Consider the following 19470-nt stretch of genomic DNA (forward strand, 5'->3'; position numbering starts at 1 on the left):
CCACGGCGCTGGCAAGTCCTACCTCGGCTTCATCCTGTACGACCTGTTCTTCAAGAGCAAAGCGGTCGGGCACGTGTACGGCGTGGAGTCGCGCGCCGAACTGGTGGAGAAGTCGCGTGCGCTGGCCCAGCGCCTGGGCTTCCAGCGCATGGGCTTTCTGGCGACCACGGTGCAGCAGGCGCTGAGCCATCCGGACCTGCCGCCCGGCATCGACGTGGTGACCGCGCTGCACGCCTGTGACACCGCCACCGACGACGCCATCGCGTTTGGCCTTGCCAAACAGGCCCGTTTCATGGTGCTGGTGCCGTGCTGCCAGGCCGAGGTGGCGGGCGTGATGCGCGAGCGCAAGGCGCTGAACCTCTCGCGTACACCGCTGGCCGAACTCTGGCGCCACCCGCTGCACACGCGCGAGTTCGGCAGCCAGATCACCAACGTGCTGCGCTGCCTGCAGCTCGAAGCGCACGGCTACGACGTCACGGTGACCGAACTGGTGGGCTGGGAACACTCGATGAAGAACGAGTTGATCCTGGCGCGGCGCCTGCAGCCGGCGCGGCCCGCGCAGCAGGCCCGGGCGCGCGAACGCTTGCAGGCCATCCTGGACGAACTGGGCTTGCAGCCGCTGACCGCTCGGTTTGCGCTGCCGGAGGAGCCGGCCACGGCCTGAACCGGTCGATCCGGCCGTTTGCGGCGGCTTACTGGGCTGGCTTGGTAGCAGGAGCGGGAGCCGGCGCACCGGCCGCCGCGTTCAGGCGTTTGCCGATGCTCGCCTCCAGCGCCTTGAGTTTGGGCTCAATGGTGGGGCGGGTCTCGGCCACCAGCTTTTCCAGCAGCGCCTTCTGCAGGTCACCGCTGAGCTGCATGTACTTGGCGTAGACCGGCGATTCGAGCATGCCGATGACCTGCTTGAGTTCGTCTTCGCTGAGCTTGTCTTCCAGCAGCTTGCCGGCTGTGGAGGGCGCGAGCTTGATGGCGCGGTCACGCACCAGCGGCACCGCGTCGGCGGTGTAGGCCTTGACGTCGTTGCCGATCTCCTTGGCCACGGCTTCGCGCTTGTCGGGCGCCACACGCGTCTGCAGCACCATGCTGGCCTGGTTCAGGAACTGGGCCGCCGGCTGTTCGGCCAGGTTGCGCGCCAGCGCCTCGATGCCAGGTTGCTGCAACTTGAGCAGCTTGGCCACCAGCTCCTTTTTGGCGGGCGACGCCGCGGGTGCGGCGGGCGCGCTCTGCGCCAGAGCGGTGCCGGTGAACAGGCACAGGGCCAGGGCGAGCGGGGTGAGGGTTCGTGTGTGCATGGCGCATGGTAACCAATCACGGTGTCGGCCCGGTGTGCAGACGTATCGGCCAAACCCGCGCGCAGTGCACGTGAACGGGTTGCCCGATGCGGGTGAGGATGTTACGGTCCGGGGCCTTGAAGAACGCCGGGAGGCCGAAGACGATGGTGACCGACATACCCTTTCTGCTGCAGTCCATGGCCTGGCCCCTGGTGTTGTTGCTGGCCTGGTTCCTGGGCGAGCGCCTGCACGAAGCCGCCAACATCCCGCGCGTGAGCAGCTACGTGGCCGTGGGCCTGGTGGCCAGCCTGTTCGACCTGCCAGGCCTGACCGATGCGGTGCCGGGCCTGCCCTTCCTGGCCAACGTGGCGCTCTCGCTCATCCTGTTCGAGTTGGGCTACCGCATCCACCTGCGCTGGTTCCGCCACAACCCCTGGGTGCTGGTGCTGGGGTTGGTGGAATCGGTGATCACCTTCGGGGTGGTTTACGTGGTGGCGGGCTGGTTCGCGCTGCCCACCGACACGCGGCTCATCATCGCGGCACTGTCCATCTCGGCCTCGCCCGCGGGCATCGTGCGCGTGGCCAACGAGTTGCGCAGCGCCGGCCAGGTGACCGAGCGCGTGCTGCACCTGTGCGCCATCAACTGCCTGTTGTCGGTGCTCGCGCTCAAGCTGATCGTCGGCTACTGGTACCTGGCCAATTCCGGCGACCTGGTGCTGGCCGCTTTTGGCAGCGTGCACGTGCTGGCCACCTCGGTGGCGGTCGGGGCGCTGCTGGGCGTGGCGGTGCCGGCGCTGCTGCGGGCGCAACGCATCGAAGAGCGCGACGTGACCCTCGTGTTCGCGCTGGCCGTGGTGCTGCTGACCACCATGGCCTACGGGCTCAAGCTCTCGCCACTGCTGGCGGCGCTGGCGTTCGGCATCGTCGCACGCGAACGGCGCGTGCACCTGACCAACGCGCAGCGCGGTTTCGGCACCGCGGGCGACCTGCTCACGCTGTTCCTGTTCGTTTACATAGCGGCCCTGCTGGACTGGAGCGAGCTGCACACTGGTGTGTGGCTGGGGCTGGCCCTGATTGCTGCCCGCACCGCCAGCAAAGTGGCGTGCAACGTGGCGGCGGCGCGCCTGTCGGGCAGCACCGAACGCAAGGGCCTGCTCACCGGCCTGGCGCTCACGCCCATGTCGGCCTTTGCCATCCTGCTGCTGGAGCAAAGCCGCCTGCACGGCTTCGAGCCCGCGCGCCAGGTGCTGGCCACGCTGGCTTTCATGATGCTGCTACAGGAACTGCTGGGCCCACTGGTGACACAGCGCGCCCTCAAGGCCGCGGCCGAAACGCACCTGACCCAGGAGTGAGCGCATGCCACTGGAAACCTTCAAATCCTCACAAGCGCTGACCCTGGGCGTCGAGCTGGAACTGCAGCTGGTCAACACCTACGACATGGACCTCTCCAGCAGCGCCAACGACCTGCTGGAGCTGCTGCGGCGCAAGCCCTTCCCGGGCGTGGTCACGCCCGAAATGACGCAGAGCATGATCGAGATCGCGACCGACATCCAGACCGCGCACGGCCCCTTGCTGGCCCAGCTGCGCGAGATCCGCGACACGCTGGTGGCTGCCGGCGACCGCCTGAACATCGAACTGGCCGGTGGTGGCACCCACCCCTTCCAGCGCTGGTTCGAGCAGCGCATTTTTGCCAAGCCGCGGTTCGAGCAGCTCTCGGGCCTGTACGGTTACCTGGCCAAGCAGTTCACCGTGTTCGGCCAGCACGTGCACGTGGGCTGCAGCTCGCCCGATGAGGCGCTGTTCCTGCTGCACTCGCTCAACCGCTACGTGCCGCACTTCATCGCGCTCTCGGCCTCGTCGCCGTACTTCCAGGGCGTGGACACGCTGTTCGATTCGGCGCGGCTGAACTCGGTGTTCGCGTTCCCGCTGTCGGGCCGCGCGCCCTTCACGCTCAGCTGGGACGAATTCGCCAACGTGTACTTCACCAAAATGGAGAGCACCGGCGTGGTCAAGTCCATGAAGGACTTCTACTGGGACATCCGCCCCAAGCCCGAGTACGGCACCATCGAACTGCGGGTGTGCGACACGCCGCTGACGGTGGAGCGCGCCGCGGGCCTGGCCTGCTACCTGCAGAGCCTGTGCGCGTACCTGCTGGAACGCAACGAGCCGCCGCCCGAAGAGGACGACTACCTCGTCTACACCTACAACCGCTTCCAGGCCTGCCGCTTCGGGCTGGACGGCACCATGGTCAACCCCAAGACGCGCGAGCAGATCAGCATCCGCGAAGACGTGCTGGCCACATTGCGCCGCATCGCGCCGCACGCGGATGCGCTGGGCGCACAGGACGCGCTGAGCGAAATCGAACGCACCGCCGCGCGCGACGGCAACCACGCCAGCTGGCTGCGCCAGCGGTACGCCCAGAGCGGCAGCGTGCAGGGCGTGGTGGCGGCGGCGGTGCAGGCCTTGCGCGGGTCCACTGGCTGAGGCGTGTGTGGGTGGGGCGGCTGGCGGCGGCCGGCACATGGCCCGGACACGGCTTGGAATTGGCGGGTGTTTCCGGTGCTTCTGAGGGCTTGTCGGGCAAATTCCTACAGTGCGAATGGCAAGGCGCCGACTTAACTGTTTGAAACAACCCAAATACAGTTTGTGACATCGACAAACGATTTGTTTTGTTCCCTCTTTTCTTCAGGACACCGCCATGAACACCCCCAGCAGCCGCCTCAACCCCTTCGTCCTCATGCTCGATCCGGAAGCCGTGATCAGCGCCATGGAAAGCAGCCGCAACCTCAGCAGCCTGCGCCAGCGCATCTGCCGTCCGCTGGACAAGCCGCTGATCCCCAAGACCCACACCATCGACCGCATCGCCCTGCGCGACTACGACGCCGCCATCGACGCCGACGAGTTCATGGATTCGGGCGTGGAGTTCTACGCCGCCGCCCAGCCGGCCCTGCAGTCGGCCGTTCACTGATCACTTCGCAAAGCGTTGGCGGGTGAGCGCCAGCGCCACCCAGAACGCGGCCACCGCGTAAACCGCCAGCACCGCCAGGTGCACCAGGGGCCGATCGGGCCACTGGTCCAGAAACAGGGGGCGCACCAGCGCCACAGCGTTGGTCAGGGGCAGCCATTCAGAGATGGCCCGCACCACACCCGGCAGCTGTTCCCGGGGAAAGAAGACACCCGAGAGGAACATCATGGGTGTCAGGAACAGCGTGAAGTAGTAGGTGAAGAAGTCGTAGCCCTGGGCCAGGGCGTTGAACACCAGGGCGATGCACGAAAACGTGATGCCTGCACACAGCAGCACCGGCAAGGCCAGCAGCAACTTGGGTGAATGGCTGATGCCCAGCGCGAGCATCACGCCCAGGATGGCGATCACCGTGAACAGGGCCTTGAAGGCCGCCCACAGCATTTCGGCCAGCACCACGTCGTCCAGCCGCACGGGCGCGTTCAGGATGCCGTCCCAGGTCTTCTGCACGTGCATGCGCGAAAACGCCGAGTACAGCGCTTCGAAGCTGGCCGCGTTCATCGCGCTCATGCAGATGCTGCCGCTGGCCAGGAACAGGATGTAGGGCACGGCCGTGTCGCCTTGTGGCGTGGTCAGGTTCACCTGCCCCACCAGCGCGCCCATGCCGTAGCCGAACGCGACCAGCCACATCAGCGGCTCGGCGATGTTGCCCACCAGGCTGGGCAGGGCGAGTTTTTTCCACACCAGCAGGTTGCGCTGGAAGACGGGCCACCAGCGCATCGAGAGGCGGGGGGCGGAAAAGTGGCCACCCCCCGCCGCGCTTCGCGCGACCCCCCTGAAGGGGGGCGCACCCTGCGGCCCGGCAAAGCCGGTTCCGCGGCTGCCCTGACCCTGTTGCCTCAGCTCGTCGGCGGAATCGTCTGAAGGAGTGCCGCTCATGTCATCCATCCTCTCGAATCTGCCGGCCTGTGAGCTTGAGGAACAGGTCTTCGAGGTTCGCCGGCCGGTGCAACGTGCGCAGATCGTGCATGGGGGCCAATGCCTGCAGCAGTGACCGGGCGTCCTGCGTGTAGAAAAACACTGTCTCGCCGCTCACCTCGACCCGCCCGGCCAGCACTCGCAGGGCCGCGTGTTCGGGTGCGTTGTGCAGCGCCAGGGCGCCAGTGCCGTACACCTCCACCACGTCGGGCTCCAGGTGCTGGGCGATCAGTTCGCGCGGCCGGCCCTCGGCGATCTTGCGGCCGTGGTCCAGCACCAGCAGGCGGGTGCACAGGCGCTCGGCCTCGTCCATGAAATGCGTGGTCAGCAAGATGCTCTTGCCCTGTTGCAGCAGCAGTTGCAGGCGCTCCCACATCAGGTGCCGGGCCTGCGGGTCCAGCCCGGTGGTGGGCTCGTCCAGCAGCAGCAACTGCGGATCATTGACCAGTGCTCTGGCCAGCGAGAGCCGCCGCTTCATGCCGCCCGAGAGCTCGCCCGGTTTCGCGTCGGCCTTGTGGGCCAGGGCCGCAAAGTCCAGCAACTGCGGAATGCGGGCGCGGATGGCGGCGTCTTTCATGCCGAAATAGCGGCCATAGACCAGCAGGTTCTCGGCGCAGGAAAAGTCCGGGTCCAGCGTGTCCATCTGGCTCACCACGCCCAGCCGCGCCTTGATGGCCAGCGCGTCCTGCGGCATGAGCAGCCCGAACGCGCCGACCTGTCCGCTGTCGGGCACGGTCTGCCCCAGGCACATGCGGATGGTGGTGGTCTTGCCCGCGCCGTTGGGGCCGATCACGCCCAGGCATTCGCCGGGTGCGATCTCGAACGACAGGTCGTTCACCACGGTCTGGTCACCGTAGCGTTTGATGAGGTGCTGGCACTGGAAGAGGGGAGTGGACATGCCGGACATATCATGACGATGGGCTACAGCCGGGTGGTCCGGCTGGCCAGCGAGTGTGTCTTCAAGGGGGTTTTCATGATGCGACAGGTTTCGATCGGTGGGCTGATGGGTGGGGTCATGGCGCTGGCCGGCTGTGGTGGCGGCGGCGGAGACAGCACCGCTGTGGCCGCGGTTGCGTTGTCGACCGCCAACTACGCCGCCATCAGTTCGGCAGCAGTGGACAGCGTGGCCGGGTCGGACAGCTTCAACAGCACACTCGGCCTGGCGTCCGCGGCCAGTACTTCGGACTCGGTGGCGTTTTCGGTGAGCGCGCCCGGACTGGCCCAGTTGGCATTGACCCAGGCACGGTTTGGCGCGTCGAGCAAGCGGGTGACGGCACAGGCGGTGTCGAGCAGCACGGAATTGTGCGTGGGTGGCGGTTCCCTGTCGGTCAGCGAAAACGACGCCGATGGCAACAAACGTCCGTCCTCGGGCGACAGCCTGACCATCGTTGCGAACAACTGCGTGGCCGAGATCGGCACGACGCCCGTCAACGGACAGATGACGTTGGTGCTGCGCAACGTCACGCTGGACGGCTTGGGTGACCTGGTCAGTGGGTCCATGGACCTGACCTTCAGCGCGTTCGGCAACAGCGAACTGCGGTTCAACGGTGCGGTGGCATTGACCCTCACCAGCAGCTCGCTGACCCTGGACTTCAACCGCCTGACCGCGACCGCCGGCAGCGCGACCCGCACGCTGGACTACGCGATGACCTTTTACGACGACGACACCCTGAGCGTCACCGGGCCGATCACCATCGATGGCAGCACCTACACCCTGTCCACCCTCTCGCGTGTGTCGGTGGCCAGCGCCTACCCTTCTTCGGGTGCTCTGCGCCTGGCCGACGGGCGCGGCAACCGCGTCGATGTCGGTATCGCCTCCACGGGCTACAACGCCGTGCTCTACCTGCAAGGCGATGAAGTCCCGGACGGCAGCACCGTGTTTGGTTGGTGACGGCAAACCGCGGTCCCGTCCGCCGGGACTGCGGATAATGCGGGGGCTTCAACACCCGCCCTCGCCCATGTCCCTCTTCGTCACCCTGCAACACCTGATGCCCCAGCTGGCCATGACACGGCTGGCCGGGCGTATCGCCGGCTGGGAGGGCGGGCGCGTCACCCAGGCCATCATCCGCCGCTTCATCCAGCGCTATGGCGTCAACATGGCCGAGGCGGCGAACCCCGATCCGGCTGCGTACCCCACGTTCAACCAGTTCTTCACACGGGCGCTCAAGCCCGGCGCACGGCCGCTGGCCGACGCGGCGTTTGTTTGCCCGGTGGACGGCGCCATCAGCCAGTTCGGCCGCATCCAGGGTGACCAGATCTTCCAGGCCAAGGGCCACAGTTACAGCACCCTGGCCCTGGTGGGGGGCGATCCGGCGCTGGCCGCGCAGTTCACCGATGGTGACTTCGCCACCATTTACCTCAGCCCCAAGGACTACCACCGCATTCACATGCCCGCGGCCGCGCGCCTGCGCCGCATGGTGCATGTGCCGGGCGATCTGTTCTCGGTCAACCCCGAAACCGCGGCCGGCGTGCCCGGCCTGTTCGCGCGCAACGAGCGGGTGGTCTGCGTGTTCGACATGCCCTGCGGCCCCAACGGCGAGGTCCGTCCCTTCGTGCAGGTGCTGGTGGGCGCCACCATCGTCGGCAGCATGGCCACCACCTGGCATGGCGTGGTCAACCCCCCGCGGCCGGGCACGCTGCGCTCGTGGTCGTACGACGAGCCGCACATCGACTTCGCCCGCGGCGACGAAATGGGCCGCTTCCTGCTCGGCTCCACCGTGGTGCTGCTCTGGCCCAAGGACACCATCGCCTTCAATTCGCAGTGGGCGCCGGCACGGCCGGTGCGCATGGGTGAGGCCATGGGCGACGCCCGCTGATCTTTTTTCTGACACTGGAGACCCCCGCATGACCACCCTCGGAACCCCGCTCTCACCGTCCGCCACCAAAGTCATGCTGCTGGGCAGCGGCGAACTCGGCAAGGAAGTGCTGATCGCCTTGCAGCGCCTGGGCGTAGAAACCATCGCGGTCGACCGCTACGAGAACGCGCCGGGTCAGCAGGTGGCGCACCATGCGCGCACCATCACCATGAGCGACCCGGCGCAGCTGAAGGCGCTGATCGAGTCCGAGCGGCCGCACCTGGTGGTGCCCGAGATCGAGGCGATTGCCACGCCCATGCTGGAGCAGCTGGAAGCCGCCGGCACGGTGACGGTGATCCCGACCGCGCGCGCCGCCCGCCTGACCATGGACCGCGAGGGCATCCGCCGCCTGGCGGCCGAAACCCTGGGTCTGCCGACCAGCCCCTACCAGTTCTGCGACTCGCTGGCCGAGCTGCAGGCCGCCATCGACGCGGGCATCGGCTACCCCTGCATCGTCAAGCCGGTGATGAGTTCTTCCGGCAAAGGCCAGAGCAAGATCGACGGCCCGGCCGATGTGGCCAAGGCCTGGGACTACGCCATGGCCGGTGGCCGCGTGAGCCACGGCCGCGTGATCGTCGAAGGCTTCATCGATTTCGACTACGAGATCACGCAGCTGACCGTGCGTGCCCAGGGCGCCAGCGGCGAGACGGAAACCCACTTCTGCGAACCCATCGGCCACGTGCAGGTCAGCGGCGACTATGTGGAAAGCTGGCAGCCCATGGCGATGCAGCCGGCGGCCATTCAGAAGTCGCGTGACATTGCCAAGGCCGTGACCGACAACCTGGGCGGCCTGGGCCTGTTTGGTGTGGAGCTGTTCGTCAAGGGCGAACAGGTCTGGTTCAGCGAGGTCAGCCCGCGCCCGCACGACACCGGACTGGTGACCCTGTGCACCCAGCACCAGAGCGAGTTCGAGCTGCACGCCCGCGCCATCCTCGGCCTGCCGGTGGACACCAGCCTGCGCAACCCCGGCGCCAGCGCCGTGATCTACGGGGGTGTCGAGGCCCAGGGCATCGTGTTCGACGGCGTCGATGAAGCGCTGCGCGTGCCCGGCACCGACCTGCGCCTGTTCGGCAAGCCCGAGAGCTTCACCAAGCGCCGCATGGGCGTGGCGCTGGCGCGGGCCAGCGACACCGACACCGCGCGCAGCAACGCCAAGCTGGCCGCGAGCAAGGTCAAGCCAAGAAAGAGCTGAAGCAGAACGAGCGAAGTGCCCCCATCCAGGGGCACCGTGGAACCGGCTCCGCCGGGCCACAGGTGCCGTCCCCCTGCCCAGCGCTGAAGGCGCGCCAGAGCGGGGGGAAGCCGCGTCAGCGGCGCAGGGGGGTGTTCCTCATTCGTGGCGTAGGGCATCAATCGGGTTCAGCCGCGCTGCCCGCCGCGCCGGGAAGTAACCGAACAGCACGCCGATGCCGGCCGAGAACACGAAGCTCAGCAGGTTCACACCCACGTTGAACTGGTAGGGCACGTCCATCAGCGCCGACAGGCCCAGCGACGCGCCGGTGGCCAGCACGATGCCGATCAGGCCGCCCAGCGCGGCCAGCACCACCGCTTCGATCAGGAATTGCAGCAGCACCTCGCGCTCCAGCGCGCCAATGGCCAGGCGCAGGCCGATCTCGCGGGTGCGTTCGGTCACGCTCACCAGCATGATGTTCATGATGCCGATGCCGCCCACCAGCAGGCTCACCGCGGCCACCGCGCCGAGCAGCGTGGTCATGATCTTGGTGGTGCCCGACAAGGTTTCGCCCAGCTGCTTGGTGTCGAGCACGTTGAAGTTGTCCTCGTCGGTCTCGGCCAGTTTGCGGCGCTCGCGCAGCAGCTGGGTCAGGCTGGCGGTGACGCGGGCGGCGTCGACGCCGTCGCTCATCGACACCAGCAAGGTGTTCACCCGCGTGTTGCCGGTGATGCGGCGCTGCAGCGTCTTGATGGGCATGAGCACCATGTCGTCCTGGTCGTTGCCGAAGGCGCCCTGGCCCTTGGACTGCAGGGTCCCCACGACCTCGCAGCTCATGGCCCGCACGCGCAGCTGCGCGCCCACTGCGCTGGTGCTGCCGAACAGCTCGCGCTGCACCGTGCTGCCGATCAGGCACACCGCGCCGCCGGCGCGCAGTTCGTCGCTGCTGAACTCGCGGCCGTCGGCCAGCTTCCAGTTGCCGGTGAGCAGCCAGTCGTTGGTGCTGCCGATGACGCTGCTGCTCCAGTTGCGGCCGTTGGCCACCAGCACCGCGCCGCTGCGCGCTTCGGGCGCCACGGCGGCGATGCCGCCGATCTGCGCAGCGATGGCCTCGCCGTCGCTTTCCTTGAAGGCCGGCGCACTGGCGCCGCTGCCGCCCGGACCCAGGCGCTGGCCGGGCCGCACCTGCAGCAGGTTGGTGCCCAGGCCGGCGATCTGGTTCTGGATGGCCAGCGTGGCGCCGTTGCCCACCGTGACCATGGTGATCACCGCGCTGACGCCGATGACGATGCCCAGCACGGTGAGGAAGGAGCGCAGCAGGTTGCGGCGGATCGAGCGCAGCGCGAGCAGCAGGGTGTTAAGCCACATGGCCGACCTCCCCGCTGAAATCGCTGTGGGTGGCGTGGGCACCGTCCGCCTTGAGCGCGACCGGGTGCGGGTTGGGTTCGTCGCTGGCGATCACGCCGTCCACAAAACGCACGATGCGTTTGGCGTAGGCCGCCATGTCGGGTTCGTGCGTGACCATCAGCACCGTGATGCCCTGCTCGGCGTTCAGGCGCCACAGCAGTTCCATGATCTCCTGGCTGCGGTGCGTGTCCAGGTTGCCGGTGGGTTCGTCGGCCAGCAGCACGCGCGGCTCGGTGACGATGGCGCGCGCGATGGCCACGCGCTGCTGCTGCCCGCCCGACAACTCGCCCGGCGTGTGGTGTTCCCAGCCCTTGAGGCCGACCTGTTCCAGCGCCCGCGCCGCGGCGGCGTGGCGCTTCGTGGCAGGCTCGCCGCGGTAGATCAGGGGCAGTTCCACGTTTTCCTGTGCCGAAGTGCGCGCCAGCAGGTTGAAGCCCTGGAACACGAAGCCCAGGTAACGCCGGCGCAGGCGGGCGCGCTCGTCGCGGCTGAGCGACTGCACCTGCACGCCCTGGAATTCGTACACGCCGGTGGTCGGCACGTCCAGGCAGCCCAGCGTGTTCATGGCGGTGGACTTACCCGAACCGCTGGGCCCCATGATGGCCACGAACTCGCCCTGTGCGATGTCCAGGTCCACGCCCTTGAGGGCCTGGAACGCGGTGTTGCCTTCGCCGTAGGTCTTGGTGATGCCGCGCAGGCGGATCAGGGGCGGTTGGTCGCTGATCGGGCGATCCGGCGCCGGGCCGCCCCAAGCCGGATCAGCCCCCGGACCCGGCCAGGACTGGGGCCCCTCCCTGTCCTGGGGCAGCGACCCGCTTTGCGGTGGAGCGTGGGGGCTCATGGCGTAGCCACCCGTTGTTCGGTGATGACCGCCATGCCTTCCTTCAGGCCTTCGCCGTTCACTTCGGTGGTGCGGCCGTCGCTGATGCCGGTGGTGACCTGCACCGCCACCGGCTGTCCGTTGTCCAGCACCCAGATCTGGCGTGGACCGCCGGCGCGGCGGTCGGTGCCGGCGGTCTTGGGGCGGGCGTTGCTCGGCGGGCGCGGCATCATCTTGGACAGGATGCTGCCGCCCGATGCGGTGGCCGTGCCGTTGCCGGTGGACGGCGCGAACCGCAGCGCCGTGTTGGGCACCACCAGCACGTCCTTCGCCTCCCTGGCCACGATGGTGGCGGCCGCCGTCATGCCCGGGCGCAGGCTCAGGTCGCTGTTGTCCACGTTCAGCGTGGTGGTGTAGGTGACCACGTTGTCGGTCTTGGTGGAGCCGAAGGCCACGCGCTGGATGGTGGCCGGGTAGCGGCGCGCCGGGAAGGCGCTGACGGTGAAGGTGGCCTTCTGGCCCACCTTGACGTTGCCCACGTCGGCCTCGTCCACCGCCACGTCCAGCTTGAGCTGGGTCAGGTCTTCGGCCACCGAAAACAGCGTCACGGCCTGCAGCGAGGCGGCCACCGCGTTGCCCGGGTCCACCGATCGGCTGAGCACCACGCCGTTGATGGGCGAGCGGATCGAGGCCTTGGACAGGTTGGTTTCGGTGGTGGCCAGGCCGGCGCGCGCCTCGCTCACGCTGGCCTGGGCAGCGGCTTCGCTGGCCACGGCGCGGTCCACCGCGGCACGGGCGCTGTCCAGTTCGGTGGCCGACGGCACCTTGCCGCCCGACAGCCGTGACACCTCTTCAAACCGCGCCAGCGTGGCGCGCACTTCCTTCACCGTGGCGCCGGCCTGCGCCAGCTGCGCCTGGGCCGACGCCAGCGCCGCGCGCGATTGCGTGACCTGGTCCACCAGCTTGGCGGTGTCCAGCTCCACCAGCACCTGGCCGGCCTGGATGCGGTCGTTCACGTCCACCGTCACGCGCTTGACCGTGCCCGAGAGTTCGCTGCCGATGTTGACCGAGCGGGTGGGCTGCAGCGTGCCGTTGGCCGCCACGGTCAGGGTGATGTCGCCCTTCTTCAGCGGCTCGGTCACGTAGACCGGCGCTGCCTTGGTGCTCTGCTGCGCCTGCCAGTAGGTCCAGCCGCCGGCCACCAGCACGGCGGCGGCGACACCGATCCACAGCGAGGAGCGCCGCCACCAGGGGCTGGGGTGGTCGCTGCCCAGCAGGGCTTGCAGGTCGGCGGGGGTGTCTTTTTTGGGGCTCATGGGGTTGGTGCGGGTTCGGTGTTCAGCGGGGTGCGGCGGTGTCGGCGTCGGGCGTCCAGCCGCCGCCCAGCGCCTTGTACAGGCGCACGTGGTCGGCGCTCAGCGTGGCCTGGGTGCTGGCCACGCTGTCCTGGGCACCCAGCAGGCTGCGCTGCGTGTCCAGCACGGTGCGGAAGTCGATCAGGCCGCTCTGGTAACGCTGTCGGGCCAGCAGCTCGGCGTTGGCCGCGGCCTCGGCGGCGGCCTGCTGGCGCGCCAGGCGTTCGCGGTCGCCGCGCAGGGCCAGCAGGGCGTCTTCCACCTCTTTCAAAGCGGTCAGCGCCGTGCCCTGCAGGCCGGCCAGTGACTGGTCCACCGCGGCCTGCTGGGCCTGCGCCTGGGCGCGCAGCGCGCCGCCGTCGAACAGCGGGGCCGACACGCTGGCCAGCAGCGAGCGCAGCACCGAAGCGCCGTCGGTCAGCGTGCCCAGCGTCAGGGCCGAGAGGCCCAGCGAACCGCTGAGCCGGAAGCTGGGGTAACGCGCCGCCTCGGCGGCCGAGAGGCGGGCGCGGGCCGCGTTCAGCTGTTCTTCGGCGGCCCGCAGGTCCGGCCGCTGGCGCAGCGTGTCGGCCGGGAAGGCCAGCGCCAGATCGGCCGGCGGCGCGGGGATGGCCGCTGCGCTGCCCAGCGTGCCCTGCAGCGCACCCGGCGCCTGGCCGGTGAGCATCGCCAGCGCGTTGAGCGACTGGCCGATGCCGGTCTGCAGCGCGGGTATTTGCGCGCGGGTCTGCTCGGTCGACACCACCGCCTGTTCCAGGTCCAGCGACGAGGCCAGGCCGGCCTGCACGCGCCAGCGGGTGATCTGCAGGGTGTCCTGCTGGGCCGCGAGGTTGCGCTGGGCGATCTGCAGGCGGGTCTGCAAGCCGCGCAGCTCGATGTAAGCCGCGGCCACTTCGGCCGCCAGCGACACCTGCACGTCGCCCAGGCTGGCCGCGGCGGCGCGGGCACTGGCCTCGCTGGCGTCCAGCGTGGCGCGGTTGCCGCCGAAGATGTCCGGTTCCCAGCTGGCATCAAAGCCCGCCTGGAAGCGGTTGTTGCCGTCGGCGTTGCCGTTCTGGCTGCGCTGTGCCGAGGCCGAGGCGCCAATGGACGGGCCGTTGGCGGCGGCCTGCGCGTCGCGCTGCGCGCGCGCCTGGCGCAGCGCGGCCTGCGCGCTTTTCACGCTGGTGTTGGCCTGCAGCGCCTGCGTCACCAGGCCGGTGAGCGTGGGATCGTTGAAGCGCTGCCACCACTGGGCCAGCGCGATGGGCTGGGCGCTGGCGGTGGCCGCGGACCACTGGGCGGGGGTGGCCAGCGGCGCGGGGGCATTGGCGGCCGGGTCGCTGCGCAGGCTGGCGCAGCCGCCCAGGGCCAGTGCCAACACCAGGGCGGTGGTCCGCCCGCCGAACGGCACGAGCATGGGGGTTCTTGTTCTCATGGTCAGGCCATTGTGAGCGCCGCGTTTGGCGCGGCTGCTGCGGAAATGTGAAGCGGGGGTAAAGCCGGGCGGCCCTCACTCCCTTACTGGAAGGCCACCTCGGCAAAGCTGCGCAGCTTGCGGCTGTGCAACTGGTCGACCCCGCCTGCGCGCAACAGTTCCACCGTGCGCAGGCCGATGCGCAAATGCTGGTCGACCCGCTCGCGGTAGAAGTGGTTGGCCATGCCGGGCAGCTTGATCTCGCCGTGCAGCGGCTTGTCGCTCACGCACAGCAGGGTGCCGTAGGGCACGCGAAAGCGGAAACCGTTGGCGGCGATGGTGGCGCTTTCCATGTCCAGCGCTACGGCGCGCGACTGCGAGAAGCGGCGCTGCGGCGTGTTGTCCGGCAGCAGTTCCCAGTTGCGGTTGTCGGTGCTGGCCACGGTGCCGGTGCGCATGATGCGCTTGAGCTCCTGCGGCGGCACGCCGGTGACGTCGGCCACGGCCTGCTCCAGCGCCACTTGAATCTCGGCCAGCGCCGGGATGGGCACCCACAGCGGCAGTTCCTCGTCGAGCACGTGGTCCTCGCGCACATAGGCGTGGGCCAGCACGTAGTCGCCCAGTTGCTGGCCGTTGCGCAGGCCGGCGCAGTGGCCCAGCATCAGCCAGGCGTGCGGGCGCAGCACGGCGATGTGGTCGGTGATGGTCTTGGCGTTCGACGGTCCGACACCGATGTTGACCATGGTGATGCCGGTGCGGTCGGCGCGCAGCAGGTGGTAGGCCGGCATCTGCGGCAGGCGCGGCGGGGCCTTGCCCAGCGCATCGATCGCCTCGGCGCTCAGTCCGGCGCGGCGCGTCACCACGTTGCCCGGTTCGACGAAGGCGATGTAGTCGCTGGCCGGGTCGGCCATCTCGGCATGGCCCAGCTGGATGAACTCGTCGATGTAGAACTGGTAGTTGGTGAACAGCACGAAGTTCTGGAACCAGTCGGGCGAGGTGCCGCTGTAGTGGCGCAGGCGCTGCAGCGAATAGTCCACCCGCGGGCCGGTGAACAGCGACAGCGGATGCGGCTCGCCCGGCTTGGGTTCGTGCGTGCCGTTGGCGATGCCGTCGTCCATCACGGTCAGGTCCGGCAGGTCGAACACGTCGCGCATCAGGGCGCGGCGCTCGACGCCCATCTCGCCCTCCACGTGCTCGTGTTCGGCGAACGAGAAGTGGATCGGGATCGGCTGCGTGCTGGTGCCCACCTCCAGCTTGCCGTCGTGGTTGGCCAGCAGCAGGCGGAACTGTTCGAGGTAATAGTCGGCGTACAGGTCGGGACGGGTGAGCGTGGTCTCGAAGCGGCCCGGGCCGGCGACGAAGCCGTAGCTCAGCCGGTTCTGCAAGCCGGCTTCCTGCCGCGAGACGCTGCGCGAGTGCAAGCGCACAAAGGGGTAGCAGGCGCGGATGCGGGCACCGCCGGTGTCGTGGCCATCCACGAAGTGGTGCATGGCCTCGCGCAGGAACGCGACGCTGCTGTCGTAGATGTGCTGCACCTGGGCCAGCGCGGCGGCCGGGTCGTCGAACAGCTGGGGGGCGATGAAGGTGGGGCTTTTGTGCATGCGGCTATTGTGGCGGCGCAACCCATGGCGCGTTGTGACAGTGCGCGGCCCGGCGCGGCGCTACAGTGGGGTGGCCCCGTTGCCCGCCCATCCGCATGCCCATGCCCGACGCCCTGATCCCCACCCCCGACGCCGCGGCCGCGCTGGCCGTGGCCCTGGGCTGCGGGCTGCTGGTGGGCATCGAACGCGAGCGGCGCAAGGGCAGCGGCCCAGGGCGTTCGTTCGCCGGCCTGCGCACCTTCGCCGTGGCCAGCGTGGTGGGCGCTGCGGCCGCGCTGACGCAGATCACCGGGTTGGTGGTCACCGGTGCGGCGCTGGTGGCCGGCCTCACGCTGCTGGCCTACTGGCGCGACCGGTCCGACGACCCCGGCGTGACGACCGAGATCGCGCTGCTGCTGACCTACCTGATCGGCGTGCTGTGCGTCTGGAGCCTGCCGCTCGCGGCGGGCCTGGCGGTGGGCTTGACGGCGTTGCTGGCCGGGCGCGACCGCCTGCACCGCTGGGCCTTGCAGTGGCTGCGGCCCGGCGAGGTGCGCGATGGCATCGTGCTGGCCGCGCTGGCGCTGATGGCCTTGCCCCTTGTGCCCGATCAGGCGCTGTGGGGCACGCCGCTGAACCCGCACAAGGTGGTGCAACTGCTGGTGCTGTTGCTGGGCGTGCAGTCGCTGGCGCACCTGGCGGCGCGGCTGCTGGCGGCGCGCCACGCGGTGGCGGTGTCGGCGCTGGCCTCGGGCTTCGTGTCCAGCACCGCCACCATCGCCACGCTGGGCCTGGCGGTGCGGGAGCAGGGCGCGAGCCCGCGGCTGATGGCCGGCGGCGGGCTGCTGTCCTGCGTGTCCACCCAGCTGCAGCTGCTGCTGGTGGCCGCGGCCATGCAGCCGGCCTGGCTGGCGCGGGCCTGGATGCCGGCCCTGCTGGGCGGGGCGCTGGTGGCGGCCTGGGGCTGGTGGCTGGTGCGCGGCGCGCCAGCCGATGGCGACGGACCCGCCGTGTCGTCCCCTCGCATCGAAGGCCTGTCGGCGCGCGGCGACGACCGCATGTTCAGCCTGCGTGGGGCGGCGGCGGTGGCCATGTTGCTCAGCGGCATCCAGCTGGCGGTGCACGCGCTGCAACGCTGGCTGGGCGATGCCGGTCTGGTCGCAGGCGCGCTGGTGGCGGCGCTGGCCGACCTGCACGCGGCCCTGGCGGCGGTGTTCTCCGCCACTGTGCCCGCGTCTGGCCCGGCCGGTGTGTGGGCCGTGGCCCTGGCCCTGCTGGTGCACGCGGCGAGCAAAAGCCTGACGGCCGGCCTGACCGGCGGCGCCGCCTACCTGCGCTGGCTGGCGCCGGGCCTGTGGCTGCATACCGTGCTGGTAGCGGCCGGGGTGCTGTGGTTCAGCTTTTGACCGGTTCGCGCATCGTCACGAACTCTTCTGCCGCGGTCGGGTGGATGCCGATCGTGCTGTCGAACACCGCCTTGGTGGCACCGGCTTTCATCGCCACCGCAAAGCCCTGCACGATCTCGCCCGCTTCGGCGCCGACCATGTGCAGGCCCACCACACGGTCGCTGGCGGTGTCCACGATCAGCTTCATCAGCGTGCGTTCGCTGCTGCCCGAGAGCGTGTGTTTGAGCGCCTTGAACTCGCTGCGGAAGACGGTGACCGCGCCGAAGCGCTCGCGCGCCTGCGCCTCGCTGTAGCCCACGGTGCCGATGCTCGGGTGCGTGAACACGGCGGTGGGGATGAACTCGTAGCCCATGCTGCGCGGCGCCTTGCCGGGCGCGGGGCCGAACAGCTGGTCCACCACCACCATGGCCTCGCCCAGCGCCACGGGTGTGAGCTGCACGCGGTTGGTCACGTCGCCCACGGCCCAGATGCTGGGCACGTTGGTGCGGTAGTGGTCGTCCACCAGCACCTCGCCCTGCGCGCCCTGGGCCACGCCCACGGTGTCCAGTCCCAGGCCTTGCACGTTCGGCTGGCGGCCGGTGGCGTAGAGCACCGCGTCGGCCATCACCACATTGCCGTCTTCCAGTTCTGTGCGCAGGCCGTCAGCGGTCTTGCGGATGTCCACCACGCCCGCGTTCAGGCGCAGGTCCACACCGGCTTTCTGCATTTCACCGGCCACGAAGTGGCGGATCTCGTCGTCGAAGCCACGCAGCACCTGTTCGCCACGGTAGAGCTGCGTGACCCGCGATCCCAGCCCGTTGAAGATGGACGCAAATTCGCAGGCGATGTAGCCGCCGCCGACCACCAGCAGGCGCTGCGGGAAGGGGTCGAGGTCGAACACCTCGTTGGACGTGATGACGTGCTCGCGCCCCACGAAGTGCGGCACAAAGGGCGTGCCGCCGGTGGCGATCAGGATGTTCGCGGCCGTGAAGGACTGGTGACCGGGCGAGCCGTCGGCGTTGAGCGTGGCCACGGTCACGGCGTTGGGTCCGTCCAGGCGCGCGAAGCCGTTGAGGACCGTGACGCCCGACCCGCGCAGCAGGTTGCCGTAGACACCGTTGAGGCGGCTGATTTCCTTGGCGCGGTTGGCCTTGAGGGTGGCCCAGTTGAGCGACGGCCTGTCGCCCTCCCATCCATAGCCGTGCGATTCCTCGAAGGCTTCGGCGTAGTGCGCCGCGTAGCTGTAGAGCTTCTTGGGGATGCAGCCCACATTGACGCAGGTGCCGCCCAGGCCGTCGGTGCCCAGGGCCTCGGCCAGCGCGACGCGGGCGCCGCGGCCCGCGGCCATGCGCGCGGCGCGCACGCCGCCGCTGCCACCGCCGATGACAAAAAGATCAAAGTCGTGAGTGCTCATGGATACCCCTTGGGGTCCCTCCGCGGGACCGAGTCGGGCATCTTAAGCGCGGGTCTTCAAGCCCGCTGGCATGGGGTTGGGCACACGCGGACCCAGCCCCGCGCGACGCGCTGGGCTGCCGGCTCAGGCGCCGCGCACCTCGTCGGCCCGCATCACGCGGCGCTTGGCCATTTCGCGGCCCATGCCCAGGGTGTCCAGGCCCTGCAGACGCTTCCTGGCCTCGGGGTAGGCGATGGACTCTTCGAGCAGGATATGGTCGAGGTACAGCGCTTCGAACACCTCCAGCGCATGGCGCAGTTCGGCGGTGTCGAACCACAGGTTGCCACCGGTGGCCGCTTCCAGCGACGGGGCGATCTGGATCCAGTTCTCCTCCAGCCAGCCGTGGTCCTGGATCAGGTGTTCGGTGGCCTGCACCACCTCGGCGTTCTGGCTGGCCAGCAGGGACGGGAAGATGTGCTTTTCTTCGTCCAGGTGGTGCTGTCGCGCTTCCCCGTTGAAATAGTCGAGCACGCGCCGGGCGGTGCCGCGGGTGGCGTCGTTCAGGCCCTCGTTCTCGATCGCATCCACCAGCGTGTGCAACAGCTGCAACTGTTGCTGGATGTCCTGGTGGGTGCTGTCCAGAAACTCGAAAACGGCGATCGATACAGGGGCTGCGCTCATGGTGAACTCCTCAATGACGATGGGGCCATTCTGGAGATGCTGCGCCGCCGCAAATTGATCTTCCTCAAACAGAAAGCCCGCCGAAGCGGGCTTCCGATGAACTGCCAAACCCAGCCAGGCATCCGGCGCACGGGTCTGGTGCAAGGATGCGGTGGAACCGGCTCTGCCGGGCCACTCGCATCGCCCCCTGGGGGTTGACGCGAAGCGGCGCGGGGG

At 69.0% G+C, this 19470-nt stretch carries 18 protein-coding genes; 8 read left to right on the forward strand and 10 right to left on the reverse strand.

Translation table 11 applies throughout. The annotated features are described in order from the left end of the window. Nucleotides 1-664: class I SAM-dependent methyltransferase (locus tag ACR2JA_RS12510; protein ID WP_434009409.1), on the forward strand; the 664-nt coding region annotated here is incomplete at its 5' end. Between the two features lie 28 nt (nucleotides 665-692). Here the strand turns inward: ACR2JA_RS12510 and ACR2JA_RS12515 are convergent. Further along, the gene (locus tag ACR2JA_RS12515; RefSeq protein ID WP_434009410.1) at nucleotides 693-1292 is read right to left on the reverse strand and encodes a hypothetical protein; all 600 of its coding nucleotides are present in this window, start codon (nucleotides 1290-1292) and stop codon (nucleotides 693-695) included. A gap of 176 nt (nucleotides 1293-1468) precedes the next feature. Between ACR2JA_RS12515 and ACR2JA_RS12520 the strand changes: the two genes are divergently transcribed. From ACR2JA_RS12520 to ACR2JA_RS12530, 3 genes are all read left to right on the forward strand, one after another. Beyond that, complete coding sequence (locus tag ACR2JA_RS12520; protein ID WP_434009411.1) at nucleotides 1469-2623, forward strand: cation:proton antiporter; 1155 nt, start codon at nucleotides 1469-1471, stop codon at nucleotides 2621-2623. A 4-nt stretch (nucleotides 2624-2627) separates the two neighbouring features. Then, the gene (locus ACR2JA_RS12525) at nucleotides 2628-3755 is read left to right on the forward strand and encodes a YbdK family carboxylate-amine ligase (RefSeq protein ID WP_434009412.1); all 1128 of its coding nucleotides are present in this window, start codon (nucleotides 2628-2630) and stop codon (nucleotides 3753-3755) included. A gap of 214 nt (nucleotides 3756-3969) precedes the next feature. Beyond that, nucleotides 3970-4239, forward strand: coding sequence for a hypothetical protein (locus ACR2JA_RS12530; RefSeq protein WP_434009413.1), 270 nt, complete (start codon nucleotides 3970-3972; stop codon nucleotides 4237-4239). On the opposite strand, the gene ACR2JA_RS12535 is transcribed toward ACR2JA_RS12530, so the two are convergent. Next, the gene (locus ACR2JA_RS12535; RefSeq protein WP_434009414.1) at nucleotides 4240-5013 is read right to left on the reverse strand and encodes an ABC transporter permease; all 774 of its coding nucleotides are present in this window, start codon (nucleotides 5011-5013) and stop codon (nucleotides 4240-4242) included. Nucleotides 5014-5173: 160 nt separating this feature from the next. Further along, on the reverse strand, nucleotides 5174-6118 hold the full coding sequence (locus ACR2JA_RS12540) for an ATP-binding cassette domain-containing protein (RefSeq protein ID WP_434009415.1): 945 nt from the start codon (nucleotides 6116-6118) through the stop codon (nucleotides 5174-5176). A 3-nt stretch (nucleotides 6119-6121) separates the two neighbouring features. Here ACR2JA_RS12540 and ACR2JA_RS12545 point away from each other — a divergent pair, with 3 nt between their 5' ends. The 3 genes from ACR2JA_RS12545 to purT all read left to right on the forward strand — a co-directional run bounded on the left by ACR2JA_RS12545 (nucleotide 6122) and on the right by purT (nucleotide 9258). Next, a complete protein-coding gene (locus ACR2JA_RS12545; RefSeq protein ID WP_434009416.1) occupies nucleotides 6122-7102 on the forward strand; it encodes a hypothetical protein in 981 nt (326 codons plus the stop codon). A 67-nt stretch (nucleotides 7103-7169) separates the two neighbouring features. Further along, entirely contained in the window at nucleotides 7170-8027 is an 858-nt protein-coding gene (gene asd / locus ACR2JA_RS12550; RefSeq protein ID WP_434009417.1) for an archaetidylserine decarboxylase, read from the forward strand. 28 nt (nucleotides 8028-8055) lie between these two features. Beyond that, the gene (purT, locus tag ACR2JA_RS12555; protein ID WP_434009418.1) at nucleotides 8056-9258 is read left to right on the forward strand and encodes a formate-dependent phosphoribosylglycinamide formyltransferase; all 1203 of its coding nucleotides are present in this window, start codon (nucleotides 8056-8058) and stop codon (nucleotides 9256-9258) included. A 138-nt stretch (nucleotides 9259-9396) separates the two neighbouring features. On the opposite strand, the gene ACR2JA_RS12560 is transcribed toward purT, so the two are convergent. From ACR2JA_RS12560 to ACR2JA_RS12580, 5 genes are all read right to left on the reverse strand, one after another. Then, nucleotides 9397-10605 carry an ABC transporter permease gene (locus tag ACR2JA_RS12560; RefSeq protein WP_434009419.1) on the reverse strand — a complete coding sequence of 403 codons (1209 nt, stop codon included), beginning with the start codon at nucleotides 10603-10605 and terminating at the stop codon, nucleotides 9397-9399. Next, nucleotides 10595-11485 carry an ABC transporter ATP-binding protein gene (locus tag ACR2JA_RS12565; RefSeq protein WP_434009420.1) on the reverse strand — a complete coding sequence of 297 codons (891 nt, stop codon included), beginning with the start codon at nucleotides 11483-11485 and terminating at the stop codon, nucleotides 10595-10597. The genes ACR2JA_RS12560 and ACR2JA_RS12565 overlap by 11 nt, the downstream gene beginning before the upstream one ends. Next, nucleotides 11482-12780 carry an efflux RND transporter periplasmic adaptor subunit gene (locus tag ACR2JA_RS12570; RefSeq protein ID WP_434009421.1) on the reverse strand — a complete coding sequence of 433 codons (1299 nt, stop codon included), beginning with the start codon at nucleotides 12778-12780 and terminating at the stop codon, nucleotides 11482-11484. Before ACR2JA_RS12570 ends, ACR2JA_RS12565 begins: the two co-directional genes overlap by 4 nt. 22 nt (nucleotides 12781-12802) lie before the next feature. Continuing rightward, entirely contained in the window at nucleotides 12803-14236 is a 1434-nt protein-coding gene (locus ACR2JA_RS12575; protein ID WP_434009422.1) for an efflux transporter outer membrane subunit, read from the reverse strand. A gap of 83 nt (nucleotides 14237-14319) precedes the next feature. Beyond that, nucleotides 14320-15816 carry an AMP nucleosidase gene (locus ACR2JA_RS12580; protein ID WP_434009423.1) on the reverse strand — a complete coding sequence of 499 codons (1497 nt, stop codon included), beginning with the start codon at nucleotides 15814-15816 and terminating at the stop codon, nucleotides 14320-14322. Nucleotides 15817-15911: 95 nt separating this feature from the next. Between ACR2JA_RS12580 and ACR2JA_RS12585 the strand changes: the two genes are divergently transcribed. After that, the gene (locus ACR2JA_RS12585; protein ID WP_434009424.1) at nucleotides 15912-17201 is read left to right on the forward strand and encodes a DUF4010 domain-containing protein; all 1290 of its coding nucleotides are present in this window, start codon (nucleotides 15912-15914) and stop codon (nucleotides 17199-17201) included. On the opposite strand, the gene gorA is transcribed toward ACR2JA_RS12585, so the two are convergent. Together gorA and ACR2JA_RS12595 are read right to left on the reverse strand one after the other, a co-directional pair. Continuing rightward, entirely contained in the window at nucleotides 17191-18594 is a 1404-nt protein-coding gene (gene gorA, locus ACR2JA_RS12590; RefSeq protein ID WP_434009425.1) for a glutathione-disulfide reductase, read from the reverse strand. The two genes, ACR2JA_RS12585 and gorA, sit on opposite strands and share 11 nt — an antisense overlap. Before the next feature lie 123 nt (nucleotides 18595-18717). Continuing rightward, a complete protein-coding gene (locus ACR2JA_RS12595; RefSeq protein WP_434009426.1) occupies nucleotides 18718-19254 on the reverse strand; it encodes a hemerythrin domain-containing protein in 537 nt (178 codons plus the stop codon). Nucleotides 19255-19470: the final 216 nt, after the last annotated feature.

It is taken from the genome of Hydrogenophaga sp. (genome assembly GCF_051007235.1).
Lineage (GTDB): Bacteria > Pseudomonadota > Gammaproteobacteria > Burkholderiales > Burkholderiaceae_C > Hydrogenophaga.